This window comes from Siphonobacter sp. BAB-5405 (assembly GCF_002872335.1).
Taxonomy (GTDB): Bacteria; Bacteroidota; Bacteroidia; order Cytophagales; family Spirosomataceae; genus Siphonobacter.
This window is the reverse complement of record NZ_NJAG01000012.1, coordinates 24377-41456: the sequence shown is the minus strand read 5'-3', so window position 1 is coordinate 41456 and position 17080 is coordinate 24377. Positions and strand designations below refer to the sequence as shown.

Below are 17080 nucleotides of genomic sequence, written 5' to 3'. Positions count from 1 at the left end.
TTGAGCCCGTATTTTTGGCACCTAAACGGGCCTGATGCCTATTCCGTATGCTTCTCAAAGACATTCTCTATAAAGTTTCACTCGAGGCAGTGGCAGGGTCCACTGATCTGGAAATCAGTACCCTCACCTTTGATTCCCGAAAAGTCGTTCCCGGTACGCTCTTTGTGGCCATTCCCGGTACCCAGGTCGATGGTCATGATTTTATACCGAAAGCCATTGAATTAGGAGCCACGGCGATTCTGTGCGAGCGTTTACCCGAAACGTTACAGGAAGGAGTTACTTACATCCAGTCGAAAGATGCGTCCCGTGCGATGGGTTTTGCGGCGTCGAATTTCTACGGACAACCTTCATCGAAACTCAAACTCGTGGGGGTGACGGGTACCAACGGAAAAACGACGACCGTAACGCTGTTATTTCGATTATTTCGGGCCCTGGGCCACCGCTGCGGACTGATTTCGACGGTACAGAATCAGGTGGAAGACGAGATTATCCCATCTACGCATACCACGCCCGATTCACTGACGCTGAATGCCCTACTGGCTGACATGCTCAATAAAGGCTGTACGCACGTGTTTATGGAAGTTTCCTCGCACGCGGTGGTACAGCAACGCATTGCGGGTGTTCAGTTTGCGGGAGGTATTTTCACGAATATTACCCACGATCACCTGGATTTTCATAAGACCTTCGACGCCTACATTAAAGCAAAAAAGGGCTTTTTTGATCAGCTACCGAAAACGGCCTTTGCTCTGGTAAACGCCGACGATCCCAGGGGCCGCATCATGGTGCAGAATACCGTAGCCCGTCGCGAAACGTACTCGCTGGAAACGGGAGCGAGCTTTAAAGGTAAACTGCTGGCCGATTCGATTTACGGACTGGAAATGGAAGTTGATAGCCATCAGGTTCACTTTCAGTTAATTGGAAATTTCAACGCCTACAATTTGCTGGGGGTATACGGAGCGGCAGTTCTCATGGACGAGGATCCGGCAGAAGTACTGACCGAACTTTCGGCACTGCAACCACCTCCGGGACGCTTCGAACAGGTGATTTCGCCCGATCATATCGTCGGAATTGTGGATTACGCCCATACGCCCGATGCCCTGAAAAACGTACTCGAAACCATCGCCGAACTGCGGCAGGGTAACGAACAGATTATTACCGTGGTGGGTTGCGGCGGCAATCGGGATGCGACCAAACGCCCCGAAATGGCCCGGATTGCCTGTCAGTTTTCGGATCACGTGATCTTGACTTCGGACAATCCACGGAACGAAGAACCGGAGGCCATTCTGGAGGATATGAAGAAAGGCGTACCGAATGATACCCCAGCCGAAGTAACGGTACTGGTGGATCGCCGGGAAGCCATTGCCCGGGCTGTATCATTAGCTCAGTCCAAAGATGTAATTCTGGTAGCGGGGAAAGGTCACGAAACGTATCAGGACGTCAAAGGGGTGAAAAATCACTTTGACGATCGGGAAGAACTACGGGCTGCTTTTCAAAAAGGATAGAATTCGCTCAGCTTTGGCGAAAGTGGAGGACAGAAACGGTAGGGATTTCATCTAGCTTTGAGACGTGAAAAAATTACTCCTGTTCGTTGGGCTTGTACTGGCGGCATTTAGTACGCAGGCTCAGGCTCGCAAGCTCATTTTTCAGCAACCCAAAATGGGTTCGATGTTTACGGTACAGGTCTGGACGGCTGATTCCGTAAATGCTGCTCAGGCCGCTACGCAGGCTTTTGCAGCGGTCGATTCACTAAATTTGATTTTCAGTGATTATCTGCCTGATTCGGAATTGAGTCGCCTGAGTCAGACGGCCGGGTCGGGGAAAGCCGTTCGGGTATCCCCGGCGTTGTGGGATATTCTCTGGACTTCCCGGATGGCCTGGGAGAAAAGCTCGAAAACCTTCGATGTAACGGTAGGCCAACTCACGCAACTCTGGCGGCAATCGCGTAAAAGCAAACAATTGCCTTTGCCGGCCGTACGCCAGAAAGCCCTGGCGACCACGGGAACGCAGTACCTTCAGTTCGATGCGAAAAACCATACGATCCTGCTGAAACGTCCGGGTACTAAACTGGATCTAGGGGCAATTGGTAAGGGCTATGCCGCCCAGCGAATGCTGGAAATCATGCAAAAGGCGGGTTTTGCGGAAAGCTTATGTGACGCCGCGGGTAATATGGCCATCGGGAAAAATCCGGAAGCTGGCTGGACGGTTGGCATCGAACTGCCGAACCAGCAGGGCGAATTACTGGCGAGTTGGTTAGTACTGCAACAAATGGCTATTTCCACGTCGGGCGACGCGTACCAGGCCGTTCGCATGGGCGGTAAAAATTACTCGCACATTGTCTCACCCAAAACCGGACTAGGTGTGACCTATCAGCGACAGGTGACGGTACTATCCAAAGACGCCGCTCAGGCCGACTGGCTATCGACGGCCTGCTATCTGTTACCCGTACCGCAGGCCCTGAAACTGGCGGAATTGGAACAGTCTGAAATCTTAATTCTGGATAATCAGCCTTCGGGTTTGAAAACCTTTACTTCCCCGGGATTTAAAAAATTCTTCAAAGAAGAGTAAGTTTCCCCTGTATTTTTCTATTAGTACTAAAGACGTTTCTGTCGTTAACCTCTTAATCAACGCATTGTGACTTTCCGAAATACGCTTGGTACGCTTACCTTTTCTATACTTACATCGCTGGGGCTGGTTTCAGTAGCTCAGGCCCAGGCTCAGGAAGGCAAACCGTATGAACAGGATTTTGCCGGGATACCCGTTAAAATCAGTATGGTTCCCATTCCGGCGGGCGAATTTCTAATGGGAAGTCCAGTAGCGGAGGCCGGACGCCAGGCGGATGAAGGGCCGCAGGTCAAGGTGAACGTAGAGCCTTTCTGGATGTCGGCCACGGAGATTACCCACGATCAGTTTTTCCCCTTTCGTTTCGACGAAAAAGACGTAAAACCCAAGCCAGACGCCATCTCACGGCCCACGGCTCAGTATATTGATCTGACCTGGGGTATGGGAAAAGAAGGCGGTTTCCCGGCCAACTCCATGCAACCCTATACGGCCATCATGTACTGCAAATGGTTATGGAAAAAAACGGGTATCTTCTACCGTCTGCCTACCGAAGCCGAATGGGAATATGCCTGTCGGGCGGGTAGTAAAACGGCGTATCCTACGGGCGTACAGGCTGCCACGTTGGCTCAGTTTGCCTGGTACGGAAGCAACAGTAAAGATGCGTATCATAAAGTAGGGCAGAAGAAACCCAACGCGTATGGTCTGTACGATATGCTGGGAAATGTGTCAGAGTGGACGATGGACATGTACGATGCCAAGTATTTTGAGAAACTGGCCGCCCGTCCTGAAAGCGGTTTTATCATTGAACGTACGGCACCGCGGGCGTATCACACGGCCCGTGGTGGTAGTTTTAAAAGCAAAGCTGCCGAGCTACGTAGTGCGGATCGTCTGGCTCAGGTTGAAGACTGGAATCAGCGGGATCCGCAAGTGCCCCGCTCAAAATGGTGGCTTACCGACGGCGATTTTGTAGGTTTCCGAATCGTCCGACCCGTCAAACAACCCAGCCCCGAAGAAGCGGAAGCGTTTTTCAAGAAAATGCTGGGACAGTAGCGTTTAGGGTTTTGAGTTTAGTGTTTGGAGTTAACGTTGTTTATTATCTGCTAGTTATCAGATGAAAGGTTCATAAAAGCAGCATTCAAAAACACCCAACCCTAAACTCAAAACCCTAAACCCTAAACTTGCAACTCATTACTCTAAACTCAAACCCTTTTCTATGAACAAAGATTTTCAATCTCGCCGGGATTTTGTGAAAGCTGGCTCGTTGCTGGCTGGTGGATTATTAGCCGTACCGCTTACGTCGAAGGCCGACGGTTTTTTCAATTCAAGCGTAGCGGATGAAATCAAGATCGCTCTGGTTGGTTGCGGGGGTCGCGGTTCGGGAGCGGCAGTACAGGCCTTGTCGACCAAACAAAACGTCAAGCTGGTCGCCGTAGCCGATGCCTTCGCGGATCGTATGGAAGGTGGCCTGAAAAATATTACGGAAGCCCTGACGGCTTCGGGTTCTGCCGACAAAATCGCAGTAGGGGATAATAAATTCGTGGGTTTCGATGCTTATACGAAAGCCATTCCCCTGGCCGATGTAGTCATTCTGGCGACACCTCCGGGGTTCCGTCCCATCCATTTCGAAGAGGCTGTTCGGCAGGGTAAGCACATTTTCATGGAAAAACCCGTAGCAACGGATCCGGCGGGTGTGCAAAAAGTATTGGCTGCTGCTGCAGAAGCCAAAAAGAAAAAGCTGAACGTTGTGGTAGGGCTGCAACGTCACTATCAGAATTCGTACCGGGCTTTGCTGAAAAACAAGGCCATGATCGGCGACATTGTTTCCGGAAACGTGTACTGGAACAACGACGGCGTGTGGGTAAATCCGCGTAAAGACGGACAAACCGAGATGGAATATCAGATGCGTAACTGGTACTACTTCAACTGGTTATGCGGTGATCATATCAACGAACAACATATTCACAACATCGACGTATTCAACTGGTTCAAGGGATCGTATCCCGTTCGAGCCAAGGGTACGGGTGGCCGTGAAGTGCGAAAAGGCAAGGACTACGGCGAAATTTTCGATCACCACCACGTTGAATTTGAGTACGCGGACGGTACGATCCTGAATTCCGAGTGCCGTCACATGAAAGGAACCTGGGCCAAGGTGGACGAAACCATTCTGGGTACGAAAGGAAAAATCCTGTGTGGCGACGCGAAGATTGTCGACTACAAAGGCAAGCCCCTGTTCCAATTCAACAAGAAAACGGAAAACAACCCCTATCAGGCCGAGCACGATGAGTTGTTCGCGGCGGTCGCCAAAGGGGAATACAAATTCGCCGATGCCGAAAATGGAGCTAAATCCACGATGACGGCCATTCTCGGACGTCTGGCCACGTATTCGGGTCAGGTAATGGAATGGGATACGGCCCTGATGTCAGGTCTGAGTCTGCAACCCGCTGAGTATAGCTGGGACGCGAAAATGCCCCTCAATCCGGATTCCAATGGTTTGTATCCAGTGGCTGTACCGGGCGTGACGCGGTTTTTTGTATAGAAATTTTATCTCATTTTAGGGGTCTGGACTCGCAAGGGTCCAGACCTTTTTCTGTCTATACCCCCTTTGCCGGTGAATTCTAAAGCGTTCTATTATCTCTTTCGTCATTCGTATGCTCAGTTAGGATGGTGGATTGGAGCAGGTGTTTCGGTACTCCATGTCTTGTTCTATCAATTTGCTGAACTGATCTGGGACCAGTGGACGCCGCCGAAGCCCGAAACCTTAACACCTACGATTGCGTATGGTCTGACCGGTTTATACACCAATCAGACCGAGCCGGATGGCATTGAAGCGTTTGTTTTACACGGCAGCATGTGGGTATTAGTAGGATGGGGACTGATAAAAACGGTCTATCTGAAAAACTGGAGCGTGTGGCCTGCGGTGGGGCTGTGCGTACTGTTTTTCTTTCGGGCGGGTTTTCATCCACCCGCCGATGGGTTCTTATTTGGAACAGGTGTTCGGTATTACCCAGTGGTTTTAGTGGGACTCTCGGCGTTTGTAGCGGGGGTGATCTGGCTTTCCAGCCACTATAAACCCTGGCACGCCTGGTTGTGGCTGGCTGCTCTGGCAGTGCCTTGTTTTATCGCGGGAGGCCGTCCTTCCGATTGGGATTACTCCTTTGTCTTCGCTCCGGCCTATGCCTTAGTCAGTGGTATTTCAATTAAAGATATCTATTTTCAGTATGACTTACTGCTTTCCGGGCTGGCCGCTTTGTTCTTCAAGTGGCATATTGACCTGAATTACTTTCAGGTACTAGGGCAAGCTTCGGTCTGGATTTTCTGTGTATTGATTTTCTGGTGGGCGAAGGAAGTTTTTCAAGCTAAACAACTGGCTCTTTACCTGTTAGTAGTCGTATTCATCATGCGGCTTTTTCCGTACTACACGGATACCTACGCTGAATTTCAGATGAGTCCGCTTCGGCTGGACTGGTGGATTGTCGTAGCCTTACTGGCCTGGAAAAAAGGGACGGATCACTGGAGCGTGGGATTGTTACTAGCGTTTCTTCTCGTACTCCACCGCAGCTTCGGCATTTTCTACTCCATTGCCTACGTTGAGTACATAGTTCTTACGATGGGTAGCGAACTGCTGGGGCCGTCTGGTCAGAAAACGAAATTTCTTCCCCTGGTTCAAACCTATGTACGACGGTACGCCATCAATGTAATCCTGCTGGGAACAGGACTTATCGTGACGTACCTCATCTTTGGTAACGTACTCTCACCGGGCATGAAAATCTACCAGAGCTTAAAGATCGGCTTCATGCGAGTAGCTCCGACTTCCTTTTTCTGGTACATCATTGGCATTATTGCCCTTACGGGAGCTACGTTGTTTCGATTCAAAGAAGAAGTCTCGCTCCAGTACCGGGAAGCCGTCTTTCTGTTGATGGCACTGACGATCTGTAATCTCTTTTACTTTCTGGGTAGAAGTCACGAACATAACCTGCCGAATACTTCCGGTCCGGTATTCGTCTTGCTATTCGTCTGGATTGATTCACTCTGGCGAAGAAAAATACCCGTACGATCGATCCGTAGGGTGCTCTATTGGTTACCCGTAGGCATACTCTGGTTTTCGGGACTGGCGTATATGGTGGGAATAAAAGATAAGCTTTCGGGGATGGCTACGAATGTAAGACACCGACGAACAATTTATTCCTTTCAACACCCCAGTTCAGCAAAAAGAGCTATGATTCGTAGGCTCACGAACCATAGCTCTAAGGTGTATTTTTATGATGAAAGTCTGGGTAAAAATTTCTGGTACACGCTGGATGGTCAGTACCCGCCGGTGGGTTATTACCAGCCTTATTCGGCCTGGCCTTTACTGACCGAACTCATTCCCTTCTTTCAGAACCTACTGGACGAGGGTTATTATCTGGTTACAGAAACACCTTCGGAGGCTGCTGCCATCTTACCGCATCTTCGCTATACCAGTAAAGTAACGAAAGATGGCTTTATTGTTGTTCATGCTATTTCTGAACCGAATCGTTCTCTTTCCACCAGCGACTCCCCGAAAACGACCAGTCACTGATTTCGTACCCAAGAGCCGGGTACCGACGCGGATCGCACTCGTGTAACATTTCGTAGGCTACATCGAATACATCTTCCGTATTGGGTTTCGAGAAATAATCGCCGTCGGTGGTATAAGCCGGACGGTGCGGGTGAGCCGACATCGTACGCGGTTCTGAATCCAGAAAACGGAATACCTTCTGCTCATCCAGAATTTTGTGCAACATAAAAGCCGAGGCTCCACCGGGCATATCTTCGTCGGCAACCAGTAAGCGATTCGTTTTTTGCACCGATTCAGCGACCATGTGTGGCAAATCGAAGGGGATGAGCGTTTGTACGTCAATCACCTCGGCTTCGATGCCTACCTGAGCTAGTTGCTCGGCGGCTTCCAGTACGATGCGGCACATCGAGCCGTACGTTACAATCGTAAGGTCGCGGCCTTCGCGTAAGATTTCCGGATGACCCAGGGGCAGGCAGAAGTCACCCAGATTCGTGGGAAGCCGTTCCTTGCTACGGTACATATTCAGCGGTTCAACCACCAGAGCCGGATCGTCACCGCGTAGCAGGGTATTGTAAAAGCCAGCAGCCTGCGTGAGATTGCGGGGTACAATCATGTGCATCCCGCGTAAGGCGTGCAACAGAACGGCCATCGGCGAACCCGAGTGCCAAACGCCTTCGAGTCGGTGACCCCGCGTACGAACAATGACGGGAGCTTTTTGTCCGCCCGCCGTACGGTAGTGCAGACAGGCCAGATCGTCGGATAGGGTAGCCAGCGTATAGAGCATGTAATCCACGTACTGCACTTCTACGATGGGTCTTAGGCCCCGCAAAGCAGTTCCAATGCCTTGACCAATGATCGTGCTTTCCCGGATGCCCGTATCCGTTATGCGAAGCTCGCCGAACTTGGCCTGTAAACCCGCCATACCCTGGTTAACATCCCCAATCTTGCCCACGTCTTCACCAATGGCGAAAATGCGGGGGTCTTGAGCAAACAGGGCTTCAAAGTTTTTGTTGAGTATTTCTCGACCATCCAGAAAAGGGGCGTCTTCGGCGTACTGCGGAGCTACTGGCGTAACCCGCAACGGTGATTCGTCGGACTGGCTGTATAAAAAAGTATTAAATCGTACCCAATTCTCGTGCTTGGTACGGTTAATCCAATCGATCAACAGTGGTTTCGTTGGCGTTTCTTCAAAGCGTAAGGCTCGAATGGCTTGTTTAACCGCTTCGATTACGTCTGAACGCAGCGGATTCTGCGTTTTTTGTAAGGCCGAACGCAAGGCCATCACTTCCTCGCCGGAACGACTCTCGCGAGCGGCCTGAGCGAGTAAATCCATGGCGGCATCGAAATCAGGCTTTAAAGAAGCCAGATACGCCTGCCAAGCCGCATCCCGACCCGCTTTCGCAACTTTTGCAGCATCGTTTTCAATGGCGGTAAGTTCTGCTTCCGTAGCATAGCCGTTTTCCAGAATCCACAACCGGAACTGGCGGTTACAATCCATTTCCAGCTCCCACTCAAGGCGTTCCTTCGGTTTGTACCGTTCGTGAGAACCGGAAGTCGAGTGGCCCTGAGGCTGGGTAACCTCTTCAACGTGTACCAGACAGGGAACGTGTTGGGTACGAGCCAGTTCGGACGCTTTCTGATACGCTTCTACCAAACCTGGATAATCCCAGCCTTTCACCGTAATAATCTCTAAGCCTGTTTTTTCCGCCGTTCGCTGAAAACCAGCTAGAGCTTCAGAAATACTCTCTTTGGTGGTCTGATAACGGATAGGAACGGAAATACCGTAACCATCATCCCAAACCGAAAATACGACCGGAATCTGTAATACCCCTGCTGCATTGATGGCCTCAAAAAACATCCCTTCGGACGTAGAAGCATCACCAATGGTGGCAAAACAGACTTCATTTCCCTGTATGGAAAAATCACTGAACTGCTGTAAGTCCGGATTCTGACGGTACAACTTGGAAGCGTATCCCAGGCCAATCGAACGGGGAATTTGTCCGGCCGTGGGCGAAATATCGGAAGCGTTATTATACCGGGGCGTTTGCGGAAGCCAGTGGCCCTGTTCATCCAGGTGCCGCGTGGCGTAGTGACCATTCATCATGCGGCCACCCGTGTTGGGTTCCGCTTCCAGATCGGTATGGGCGTAAATCTGAGCGAAATATTGTTGCCAGGTCAGTTCCCCCAACGCTGCTACTACGGTTTGGTCCCGGTAATAGCCTGAACGCCAGTCGCCTTTGCGAAACGCCCGGGCCAGGGCAATCTGAGCCAATTCCTTACCATCACCGGTGATGCCAAATTTTGCTTTGCCCATAAAAACTTCTTTACGAGCGAGCAAGCTGGCATGGCGACTTTCCCAGGCAATCCGGTAGTCGATGAGAATTTGCTCTTTAGTAACTGCAACGCTGTCAAGGGTGGCTTGTTCCATCGAAAAAAGCGGTTAATCGAGTGATACAACGCAGGCAAGTAATTCGTATACAAATGAATACTCGCCTTCTTTACATCATGAACTGAGAAAGAAATTCCTTCAGAGACGGAATTTTTATCCATGTGTACGATGTTTGTCAGGGTAAAAATAAAGCAAAAGCCGCGAGCAATCCAAACGCGGGCGGGGCCGCTCAAATTCCATTAACATATCGTTAACAAGGTACTGTTTTGCTTATAAAAAGGTTCCCACTACTTTTGCTACCGTCAAATTTTCGAAACCAAACAAATCCTATACCAACCAATGAAAAAGCAACTTTTCTTTTTACTGGCTTTTTTCCTGATTTCTGCTGGAGCCTTTGCTCAGGGTAAAATTAAAGTAGATTCGGAAACGAAAGATTTTGGTAAAATTGCTCAGGGTACGCCCGTTACGCACGAATTTACGGTAACGAATACGGGCAAAGCTCCGGTAGTCATCAGTAATGTAACGGCTTCCTGCGGTTGCACGACGCCGAAATGGTCACAGGCTCCCATCCTGCCCGGTAAGACCAGCAAAGTAAGTGCTACGTATAATGCAGCCTCCGTAGGCCCTTTCAACAAACAAATCACGGTATACAGCAACGCTGAAAACAGCACCGTGACGATGTTCCTGAAAGGCGAAGTACAGCAAAAAGCCGCTACGAAAGGCGTGAAATAACCATTGCTCTTCTTTAAAAAGAGATTCCTGCAAGGGGAATCTCTTTTTTTATGGCCTTAGGGAGGGGCAGACGGGTAGCTGGTGGTTCAGGGCAATCCGGTTTGAAAGATTGGATTGAAAATTAATTATTTTTTTATTGAAAATTAATTGTCTGATAATCAATGAATTAATAATATTTTTAACTTTTTTTAAAAAAATCATCCAGGAATAAATCCAGGTGATAGGCAAATCCCGTAACTATCTCTGGACAACCGAAACTGCTCAGACTATACCTTTTGTATCGTTTGAGTAGTAAGTTAAAGGTGTGGGTTAATTCATTTCCGGTACAAAGGGCTTCTCCATAGAAGCCCTTTGTCTTTTCGGTACCCACTGTCCATCCGCCACCCAAACCAATTCATATCAGCGACCCAAGGCACAATCTGAAAACTGAGGAGTTATTGAAAAATATCTATCATCCTGTTAGTTTTGTTCCAAAATATTTAAGTTCTGCCTCCTTTGGGAAAAAAACGCATTGTCGTCGCTGAAAAAGATCTGGTTGGCTTGCTCCGTGAGCGAGATCAACGTGGATTTACTATCCTGTATGATAATTATTCCTCGGCTTTATACGGGGTTATTTTGAAAATCGTCAAATCGGAAGAAACGGCTTCGGATGTTATGCAGGAAGCCTTTGTAAAAATTTGGCGAAATATTGAATCTTATGAACGTTCGAAGGGCAGTTTATTCACCTGGATTTTGAACGTTGCCCGTAATACGGCTATTGATAAGTTACGATCTCAGGACTATCAACAAAATACTCAAAACCAACCGCTTGAGTATTTCGTAAGTGTAGTTGAAGAAGAAAATCCAGTAGAGCATCAGGTAGATGCCATTGGAGTTCGTAAAGTGGTCGATCAACTTCGTCCTGAATATCGTTCTATCATCGATTTGGTTTACTTTCAAGGCTACACGCAGGCAGAAGTCGCCGACGAACTTGAAATACCCCTGGGTACGGTGAAAACGAGGGTAAAAGCGGCCCTAGCTCAACTCCGAACATTGATTAGTATTCTGATTTTGTTGTCGTATTTCACCACCTACATTAATTCGTAACAAATTGAATGAGCATGAAATAGTTTCGTCTGGCTTGCTGGAAAGCTATGTGCTGGGAATTACTTCAAAAGAAGAATCCACGTTAGTGGAGAGTCTTTTAACGAATCAACCTGAATACCAGGCTCAAGTAGAGGCCATACAGGATAGCCTGGAAGCCTACGCTTGGCAAAATGCTCAGGAACCTCCGGTGTCGGTTCGGGAAAAAGTATTGGGAAGTATCCAGGAGTTGGCAGCAGGCCAGGGCGTTCCGGTGGCAGAGTCGCCTGCGAACAACCTGAGAATCCAACGCCCCGGCATTCCGGTTACCAGATCTTTGGTAACGTCCCGTAACTGGGTGGCTGCAGCTGTAGTCATCGTAGTTCTAAGCGTAGTAGGTAACGTATTTTTATTCAAGCGATTGAAGGCTTCCGAGGAACAGTTAGCCTCGCTGGAATCACAAAATACGCAGTTAGCGAATAATCTGGAAGCTCGTAAAGCCAGCTTTGAGAATGCCCGTCAGGAGATTGCTGTCTTGCAAAATCCGGGAACCAAACTCATTAAGCTAAAAGGCGAACCCATCGCTCCAACGGCGTTTGCGATGCTGTATTCGAACAATTCGAAGCGGGAAACGTACATGGCTAACGTCCAGTTACCCGCTGCTCCGCACGGTAAACAGTATCAGCTGTGGGCGATTGTTGACGGCAAACCCGTAGACGCCGGGTTGTTCGACAAAAATACTAGCTTACAGAAAGTAAAGAGTATTGACGGAGCTAACGCCTACGCTATTTCACTCGAACCCGAAGGCGGTAGCGGTATACCGACTGGACAGGTGTATGTGAAAGGGAACTTGTAAAGGAAGTTTAGTGAGTTAGTCCAATAAAAAAGGTGACCTGATTTGTCAGATCACCTTTTTTATTGGACTAGTAGTTAGCGTGAGTTTGAAACGCTCAACTCACACACTGTATTACTTGCGTTGGAAATCATCCTGTACGCGAACGATATCATCTTCGTCGGAAGGATTGGTAGCGTCCGTGTGTTGCCAGATTTCGGCGACGATACCCCAATTATCCAAACCAATCAGTCGGTGACGCTCGCCCTGTTGCAGCGTAATTAATTCGCCGGGTTCGTAGGTACGGGTTTCGCCTTCTTCGTCGGTCGGACTGGTCATCACGGCTACAGTACCCGCAACCACTCGCCAGATTTCGGCCCGACGGAAGTGATACTGCCACGAAAGACGTTTTTCGGGACCAACCACCAGGATTTTCGGACTCAATTTAGCGTAACCTTCCAGATCCGTCATTTGAATCGTAGGGAAATACGTGCTGACAAATTCAGCCGTTTGAGCTTCATCGATAACGAAGAAGCCACCCCAGGGACGGGTTTGATCCTGCGTAGCAATGTTCAGCCCGTGGCTGCCCAGCTCAGTGGCAATTTTTTCGAAAAGTTCGGCCTTAGAAGTTTCAGCAGAAAAAGACAGATTCATGATTTGTATTCGTGATTTACGGTGATAGTATCGAAAGGAGAACACGACCTTGGCCGCAAAGTACTAAAACTTTTAGGGTCCCCGCCATCGCATCAGACCAGAAATTTCTCGAAAAAGATATACCACAGCGTTCCGGCATTCTGATCCCGGGCAATTGCTGTATCTTTGACTTATGCGAATACCACAGGAAACCGTCCAGCTCATTCAGGAAACGGCCGACATTGTCGACGTCATCAACGATTACGTGACGCTTAAGAAACGCGGAGCCAACCTGATTGCCTGTTGCCCGTTTCACAATGAAAAAACGCCCTCGTTCAACGTTAATCCGGTACGGGGTATTTTCAAATGCTTCGGTTGCGGCAAAGCGGGTGATTCCGTGAAGTTTATCATGGAAATTGAAGGTATCGGTTACCCCGAAGCCTTACGGCATCTGGCCAAAAAATACGGCATTGAACTCAAGGAAACGGAGCAGACGCCCGAAGAAATTCAGTCGCAAAACGAACGGGAAAGTCTGTACATCGCCCTCGACTACGCCAAGAAATTCTACCAGGAGCAACTCCTGCAGTCCGACGAAGGCCAGTCGATTGGCCTAAGTTATTTTCAGGAACGGGGCTTCAATCGGCAGACCATCCAGCAATTCGAGCTGGGTTACGCTCTGGAAAGCTGGGATGCCTTTACGAAAAATGCCCTTCAGCAGAAATTCCGGATTGAAGTACTGGAAAAAGCGGGTTTGTCCATCCGGAGGGATTTGGATTCCCGCCCCGACGCCCGCGTTTTTGATCGCTTTCGGGCTCGGGTGATCTTTCCGATTCATAACGTTTCCGGGAAAGTGATTGCCTTTGGGGCCCGGATTCTGAAGGCTGATAAAAACCAGCCCAAGTACCTCAACTCGCCGGAAACGGAAGTCTATCACAAGTCGAATGTCCTGTACGGAATCTATCAGGCGAAGAATGCGATTCGTAATGAAGACGTCGCTTATCTGGTGGAAGGTTACACGGACGTAATTTCTTTGCATCAGTCGGGAATTACGAACGTGGTGGCTTCGTCGGGTACGGCACTGACGGTCGAACAGATTCGACTGATTGGTCGCTTTTCGCAGAATATTACGGTGCTGTACGACGGCGACGCGGCGGGAATCAAGGCCTCCTTACGCGGACTGGATCTGATTCTGGAAGAAGGTCTGAACGTGAAGCTTTGTACTTTTCCCGAAGGCGAAGACCCGGATAGTTACGTCCGCAAAATCGGGGGCGAAGCCTTCCGGCAGTACATCAAAACGCAGGCGGTTGACTTCATCCGTTTCAAGGCCGAAGTACTGCTGCAGGATGCGGGTAATGACCCCTTCCGCAAAGCCGGTGTGATTAAGGAAATGGTCGAGAGCATTTCCAAAATTCCGGATGCCATTACGCGGCAGGTATTCTTCCAGCAGACGGCCCGGCTGATGGATTTGCCCGAAGAAACGCTGGTGGCTGAAGCCAACAAACGCGTACGCGAGCGAATCAAGAACGATACCAAAGTCCGCGAAAAACAGGAACGAAAGTCCGAACCACCGCTGGATTTGCCACCAGGGGTAGGGGCTTTTTCGCCGGACGATGAGCCGGATTTTGCGGAGTTAATGGCGGCTGAACAAGGTCAGTCCGCCCCCGTTCCCGTATCCAAGCCGAAGCGTACGCCACTTTCGTACCAGGAAGAAGCCTTTTGCCGATTGCTGATTTTGTACGGAACGACGGTGATAGAAACGGAAACTCGGGAAGACGGACCACACGACATTACGCTGATGGAATACATGGTGAGTCAGACGTATGACCTGGATTTCCAGACGCCTCTGTACCAGCAATTCATGGATATTTTTCGGGCGGCAACCCAGCAGGAAGCTTATCCGGATACTAATTTCTTCCTGAGCCATTCCGATGCGATTATTCAGGAAGCCAGTATTGACTTTGTGTCGGAACGGCACCCGCTCAGCGAAAACTGGGAGAAAATGCACGAAATTTATATCCCGCACGAACGCGATCAACTGGATAAAGTAGCTCACCGGTGTGTCCTTCGATTGAAAAAATCATTCAACGATCAGCGGATGCACGACATTAAACAACGGTTGACGGAAGTGACGCAGGCCCACGAGCAGGAAGAATTATTGATGCAATTCATGAAAATGAAACGGATCGATCAGGCTCTGGCGAAAGAACTGGGAATTGTGGTAACGGGCTATTGATACCGTAGCCTAAGTATTGCGGAGCGGTTTTCAGAAGCCAAACGAATTCGGCGTAGCTTGGGGACTTTACGACCAGGCTATGAAAAATCAAGTACTGAATCAGCTTGCTCATCTGCAACGTAAGCAAACCGTGCTGTATGGGTGCAGCCTGGGGGTTACGACTCTGAGTGGAACCGTAGTACTGTCGCAGGTAAAATTCCCTGTAATTCTGACTACCGATTTGATGCTAAATGCCAGCATGTTACTGTGGACGGGGTACGGAATTTACAGTCTATATTATTCTCGGAAACTGGCTTTGGGCGTGACTGTACTGGGACTGATTGCTCTCTGGATTAGCGACCATTGGGAAAAGCAGTTCGTAGCGATTAGTTGGGCAGTCGTGGGTGTATGTATTGGTAGCGTTATCCAACTGAGTATGGTTCGAAAGTTATTGGCCTTACTAAACAGTCCACTTACGTTAATACGACTGATTTTTAATCGAATAGGGGTAGAAGAATAAGGTATAGAATGGGTTTTATTAAGAACTGTTCTAAAAAAGTCTGAGCAACGACTGTCCGAAAGGGCGGTCGTTTGCATTTGACGTGTACTTTTGTAGATAGAGTAGATCGACTGTTCATTATTCCGGAACTCGTCAGGGGGGGAAGGAGTTTACTTCGTAGTAGATAAAGAAAATCAGTACATGCAGGATCAGAGCTACTGGGGGACCATTAAACGTGGCATACAATCCAGCCTGAAAGGACTTCAAATTTCCCTGCGACATTTGAAAGACTCCACGCGGCGGCGTAAGCCCATTTATGTAGACGACCCGAATTATTTTGAACAAGACACGGGAATGGTAACCCTACGGTATCCGTACGAAGCCATTCCGGTTCCCGATAACGGACGATACCGGCTTCACAATGAAATGGACGACTGTATCGTCTGCGATAAGTGTGCGAAAGTTTGTCCGGTGGATTGCATCGAGATTGAACCCATTCGAGCCACGGGCGAGGTGGGGAAAGCCTCCGATGGATCAGCGATTCGCTTGTTTGCGGCCAAATTTGACATCGACATGGCTAAGTGCTGCTATTGCGGCCTGTGTACGACCGTCTGCCCGACGGAGTGCCTGACCATGACGAAAACGTACGACTATTCGGAGTTTGACATTCGGGATATGGTCTACCATTTCACGAATCTTACGCCCGAAAAAGCCGAAGAGAAGAAACAGCTTTACGAACAATTCGTGGCCGAAAAAGAAGCGGCCAAGACCAGTAAGCCCGTTGTCGCGAAAGAAAAAGAAACGCAGCCCACAGCTCGTCCGGCCTTTAAGCCTGGCTTGAAGAAAACCACCGAAGACGCAACTCCGGAAGTACAGGCGGAACGAAGCGAAGAGGCGAAACCGGCCCGACCTGCGTTCAAACCTGGATTCAAGAAAACGGCTGAACCTACGGAACCGGAATCAACCGAACCGAACGAGGCGAAACCGGCTCGACCTGTATTCAAGCCTGGGTTTAAAAAAACTACGGAGGAACCAGCGGTACAGCCCGAAGCAACCGAAGAAGATCGACCCGCTCGTCCGGCATTCAAACCTGGATTCAAAAAGCCGACGACTGAACCTACGGAATCCGAACCCACGGAAGAGGCAAAACCTGCCCGCCCGGCATTCAAGCCCGGATTTAAGAAAACACCCGTAGAAGCCAAGGCCCCGGAAGAGATTCCGGAGAAAACGGAAACGCCGGCGGAACCCGAAGACGAAAAAACCGACGAGTTTTAAACCGAACTTTAAGCGAAAAGAAGCCGAGCCGACGGTAGAAGAACCGATTCAGCCGGAACCTGCCGCAGCGGCAAAAACCTCTGACGAACCACCGATAGCCAAAAGCTTTAAGCCGGTATTCAAGAAAAAAGCGGCGGAACCCGAAGAACCGAAGATAGAAGAACCAACGCCCGAGGTACCCGCGGAACAGCCTGTAACGAAAAGTTTCAAACCCGTCTTCAAAAAGAAAACGGAAAACGAGCCGACGTCCGAACCGCCCGTTTCGGAGGAACCGAAAGTAGCGGAGCCGAAGGCCGAAGCTCCCGCCGAAGAAGCTCCTGTACAAAAGAGCTTCAAGCCCGTGTTCAAAA

14 protein-coding genes are annotated in these 17080 nt (G+C 49.5%); 11 read left to right on the top strand and 3 right to left on the bottom strand.

Going from position 1 to position 17080, the window contains the following annotated elements:
- The first annotated feature begins 47 nt into the window (after positions 1 to 47).
- From BWI97_RS11685 to BWI97_RS11665, 5 genes are all read left to right on the top strand, one after another.
- Positions 48 to 1502 carry a UDP-N-acetylmuramoyl-L-alanyl-D-glutamate--2,6-diaminopimelate ligase gene (locus tag BWI97_RS11685; protein WP_102201137.1) on the top strand — a complete coding sequence of 485 codons (1455 nt, stop codon included), beginning with the start codon at positions 48 to 50 and terminating at the stop codon, positions 1500 to 1502.
- Positions 1503 to 1566: 64 nt separating this feature from the next.
- Positions 1567 to 2565, top strand: coding sequence for an FAD:protein FMN transferase (locus tag BWI97_RS11680; RefSeq protein ID WP_102201136.1), 999 nt, complete (start codon positions 1567 to 1569; stop codon positions 2563 to 2565).
- Between the two features lie 66 nt (positions 2566 to 2631).
- Entirely contained in the window at positions 2632 to 3609 is a 978-nt protein-coding gene (locus BWI97_RS11675; RefSeq protein ID WP_102201135.1) for a formylglycine-generating enzyme family protein, read from the top strand.
- A gap of 163 nt (positions 3610 to 3772) precedes the next feature.
- A complete protein-coding gene (locus BWI97_RS11670; RefSeq protein WP_094814064.1) occupies positions 3773 to 5095 on the top strand; it encodes a Gfo/Idh/MocA family protein in 1323 nt (440 codons plus the stop codon).
- 72 nt (positions 5096 to 5167) lie between these two features.
- A complete protein-coding gene (locus BWI97_RS11665) occupies positions 5168 to 7117 on the top strand; it encodes a hypothetical protein (protein ID WP_146010921.1) in 1950 nt (649 codons plus the stop codon).
- On the opposite strand, the gene BWI97_RS11660 is transcribed toward BWI97_RS11665, so the two are convergent.
- Positions 7056 to 9524: a thiamine pyrophosphate-dependent enzyme gene (locus BWI97_RS11660; protein ID WP_102201133.1), complete on the bottom strand. Its 2469-nt coding sequence runs from the start codon at positions 9522 to 9524 to the stop codon at positions 7056 to 7058. The genes BWI97_RS11665 and BWI97_RS11660 overlap by 62 nt on opposite strands.
- Positions 9525 to 9824: 300 nt before the next feature.
- Between BWI97_RS11660 and BWI97_RS11655 the strand changes: the two genes are divergently transcribed.
- The 3 genes from BWI97_RS11655 to BWI97_RS11645 all read left to right on the top strand — a co-directional run bounded on the left by BWI97_RS11655 (position 9825) and on the right by BWI97_RS11645 (position 12135).
- Entirely contained in the window at positions 9825 to 10217 is a 393-nt protein-coding gene (locus tag BWI97_RS11655) for a DUF1573 domain-containing protein (RefSeq protein WP_094814055.1), read from the top strand.
- Between the two features lie 495 nt (positions 10218 to 10712).
- Positions 10713 to 11303 (top strand): RNA polymerase sigma factor, encoded by a 591-nt coding sequence (locus BWI97_RS11650; RefSeq protein ID WP_094814053.1) that lies wholly within the window; start codon positions 10713 to 10715, stop codon positions 11301 to 11303.
- 34 nt (positions 11304 to 11337) lie between these two features.
- Positions 11338 to 12135: an anti-sigma factor domain-containing protein gene (locus BWI97_RS11645; protein WP_158242741.1), complete on the top strand. Its 798-nt coding sequence runs from the start codon at positions 11338 to 11340 to the stop codon at positions 12133 to 12135.
- Positions 12136 to 12246: 111 nt separating this feature from the next.
- Here BWI97_RS11645 and BWI97_RS11640 read toward each other — a convergent pair whose 3' ends face one another.
- Complete coding sequence (locus tag BWI97_RS11640; protein WP_094814049.1) at positions 12247 to 12765, bottom strand: phosphoheptose isomerase; 519 nt, start codon at positions 12763 to 12765, stop codon at positions 12247 to 12249.
- Between the two features lie 172 nt (positions 12766 to 12937).
- Here BWI97_RS11640 and dnaG point away from each other — a divergent pair, with 172 nt between their 5' ends.
- The 3 genes from dnaG to BWI97_RS11625 all read left to right on the top strand — a co-directional run bounded on the left by dnaG (position 12938) and on the right by BWI97_RS11625 (position 16730).
- The gene (dnaG, locus tag BWI97_RS11635; RefSeq protein WP_102201131.1) at positions 12938 to 14977 is read left to right on the top strand and encodes a DNA primase; all 2040 of its coding nucleotides are present in this window, start codon (positions 12938 to 12940) and stop codon (positions 14975 to 14977) included.
- A gap of 79 nt (positions 14978 to 15056) precedes the next feature.
- Positions 15057 to 15476: a hypothetical protein gene (locus BWI97_RS11630; protein WP_146010920.1), complete on the top strand. Its 420-nt coding sequence runs from the start codon at positions 15057 to 15059 to the stop codon at positions 15474 to 15476.
- A 180-nt stretch (positions 15477 to 15656) separates the two neighbouring features.
- On the top strand, positions 15657 to 16730 hold the full coding sequence (locus BWI97_RS11625; RefSeq protein WP_102201129.1) for a 4Fe-4S binding protein: 1074 nt from the start codon (positions 15657 to 15659) through the stop codon (positions 16728 to 16730).
- Between the two features lie 48 nt (positions 16731 to 16778).
- Here the strand turns inward: BWI97_RS11625 and BWI97_RS11620 are convergent, their stop codons facing one another.
- Positions 16779 to 17066 carry a hypothetical protein gene (locus BWI97_RS11620; protein WP_146010919.1) on the bottom strand — a complete coding sequence of 96 codons (288 nt, stop codon included), beginning with the start codon at positions 17064 to 17066 and terminating at the stop codon, positions 16779 to 16781.
- Between the last annotated feature and the right edge of the window lie 14 nt (positions 17067 to 17080).

Bases quoted from the DNA above. Each gene is read 5' to 3' on its own strand.
- BWI97_RS11625 (WP_102201129.1), top strand. From the start codon at position 15,657: ATGCAGGATCAGAGCTACTGGGGGACCATTAAACGTGGCATACAATCC.
- BWI97_RS11630 (WP_146010920.1), top strand. From the start codon at position 15,057: ATGAAAAATCAAGTACTGAATCAGCTTGCTCATCTGCAACGTAAGCAA.
- BWI97_RS11655 (WP_094814055.1), top strand. From the start codon at position 9,825: ATGAAAAAGCAACTTTTCTTTTTACTGGCTTTTTTCCTGATTTCTGCT.
- BWI97_RS11685 (WP_102201137.1), top strand. From the start codon at position 48: ATGCTTCTCAAAGACATTCTCTATAAAGTTTCACTCGAGGCAGTGGCA.
- BWI97_RS11670 (WP_094814064.1), top strand. From the start codon at position 3,773: ATGAACAAAGATTTTCAATCTCGCCGGGATTTTGTGAAAGCTGGCTCG.
- dnaG (WP_102201131.1), top strand. From the start codon at position 12,938: ATGCGAATACCACAGGAAACCGTCCAGCTCATTCAGGAAACGGCCGAC.
- BWI97_RS11660 (WP_102201133.1), bottom strand. From the start codon at position 9,524: ATGGAACAAGCCACCCTTGACAGCGTTGCAGTTACTAAAGAGCAAATT.
- BWI97_RS11640 (WP_094814049.1), bottom strand. From the start codon at position 12,765: ATGAATCTGTCTTTTTCTGCTGAAACTTCTAAGGCCGAACTTTTCGAA.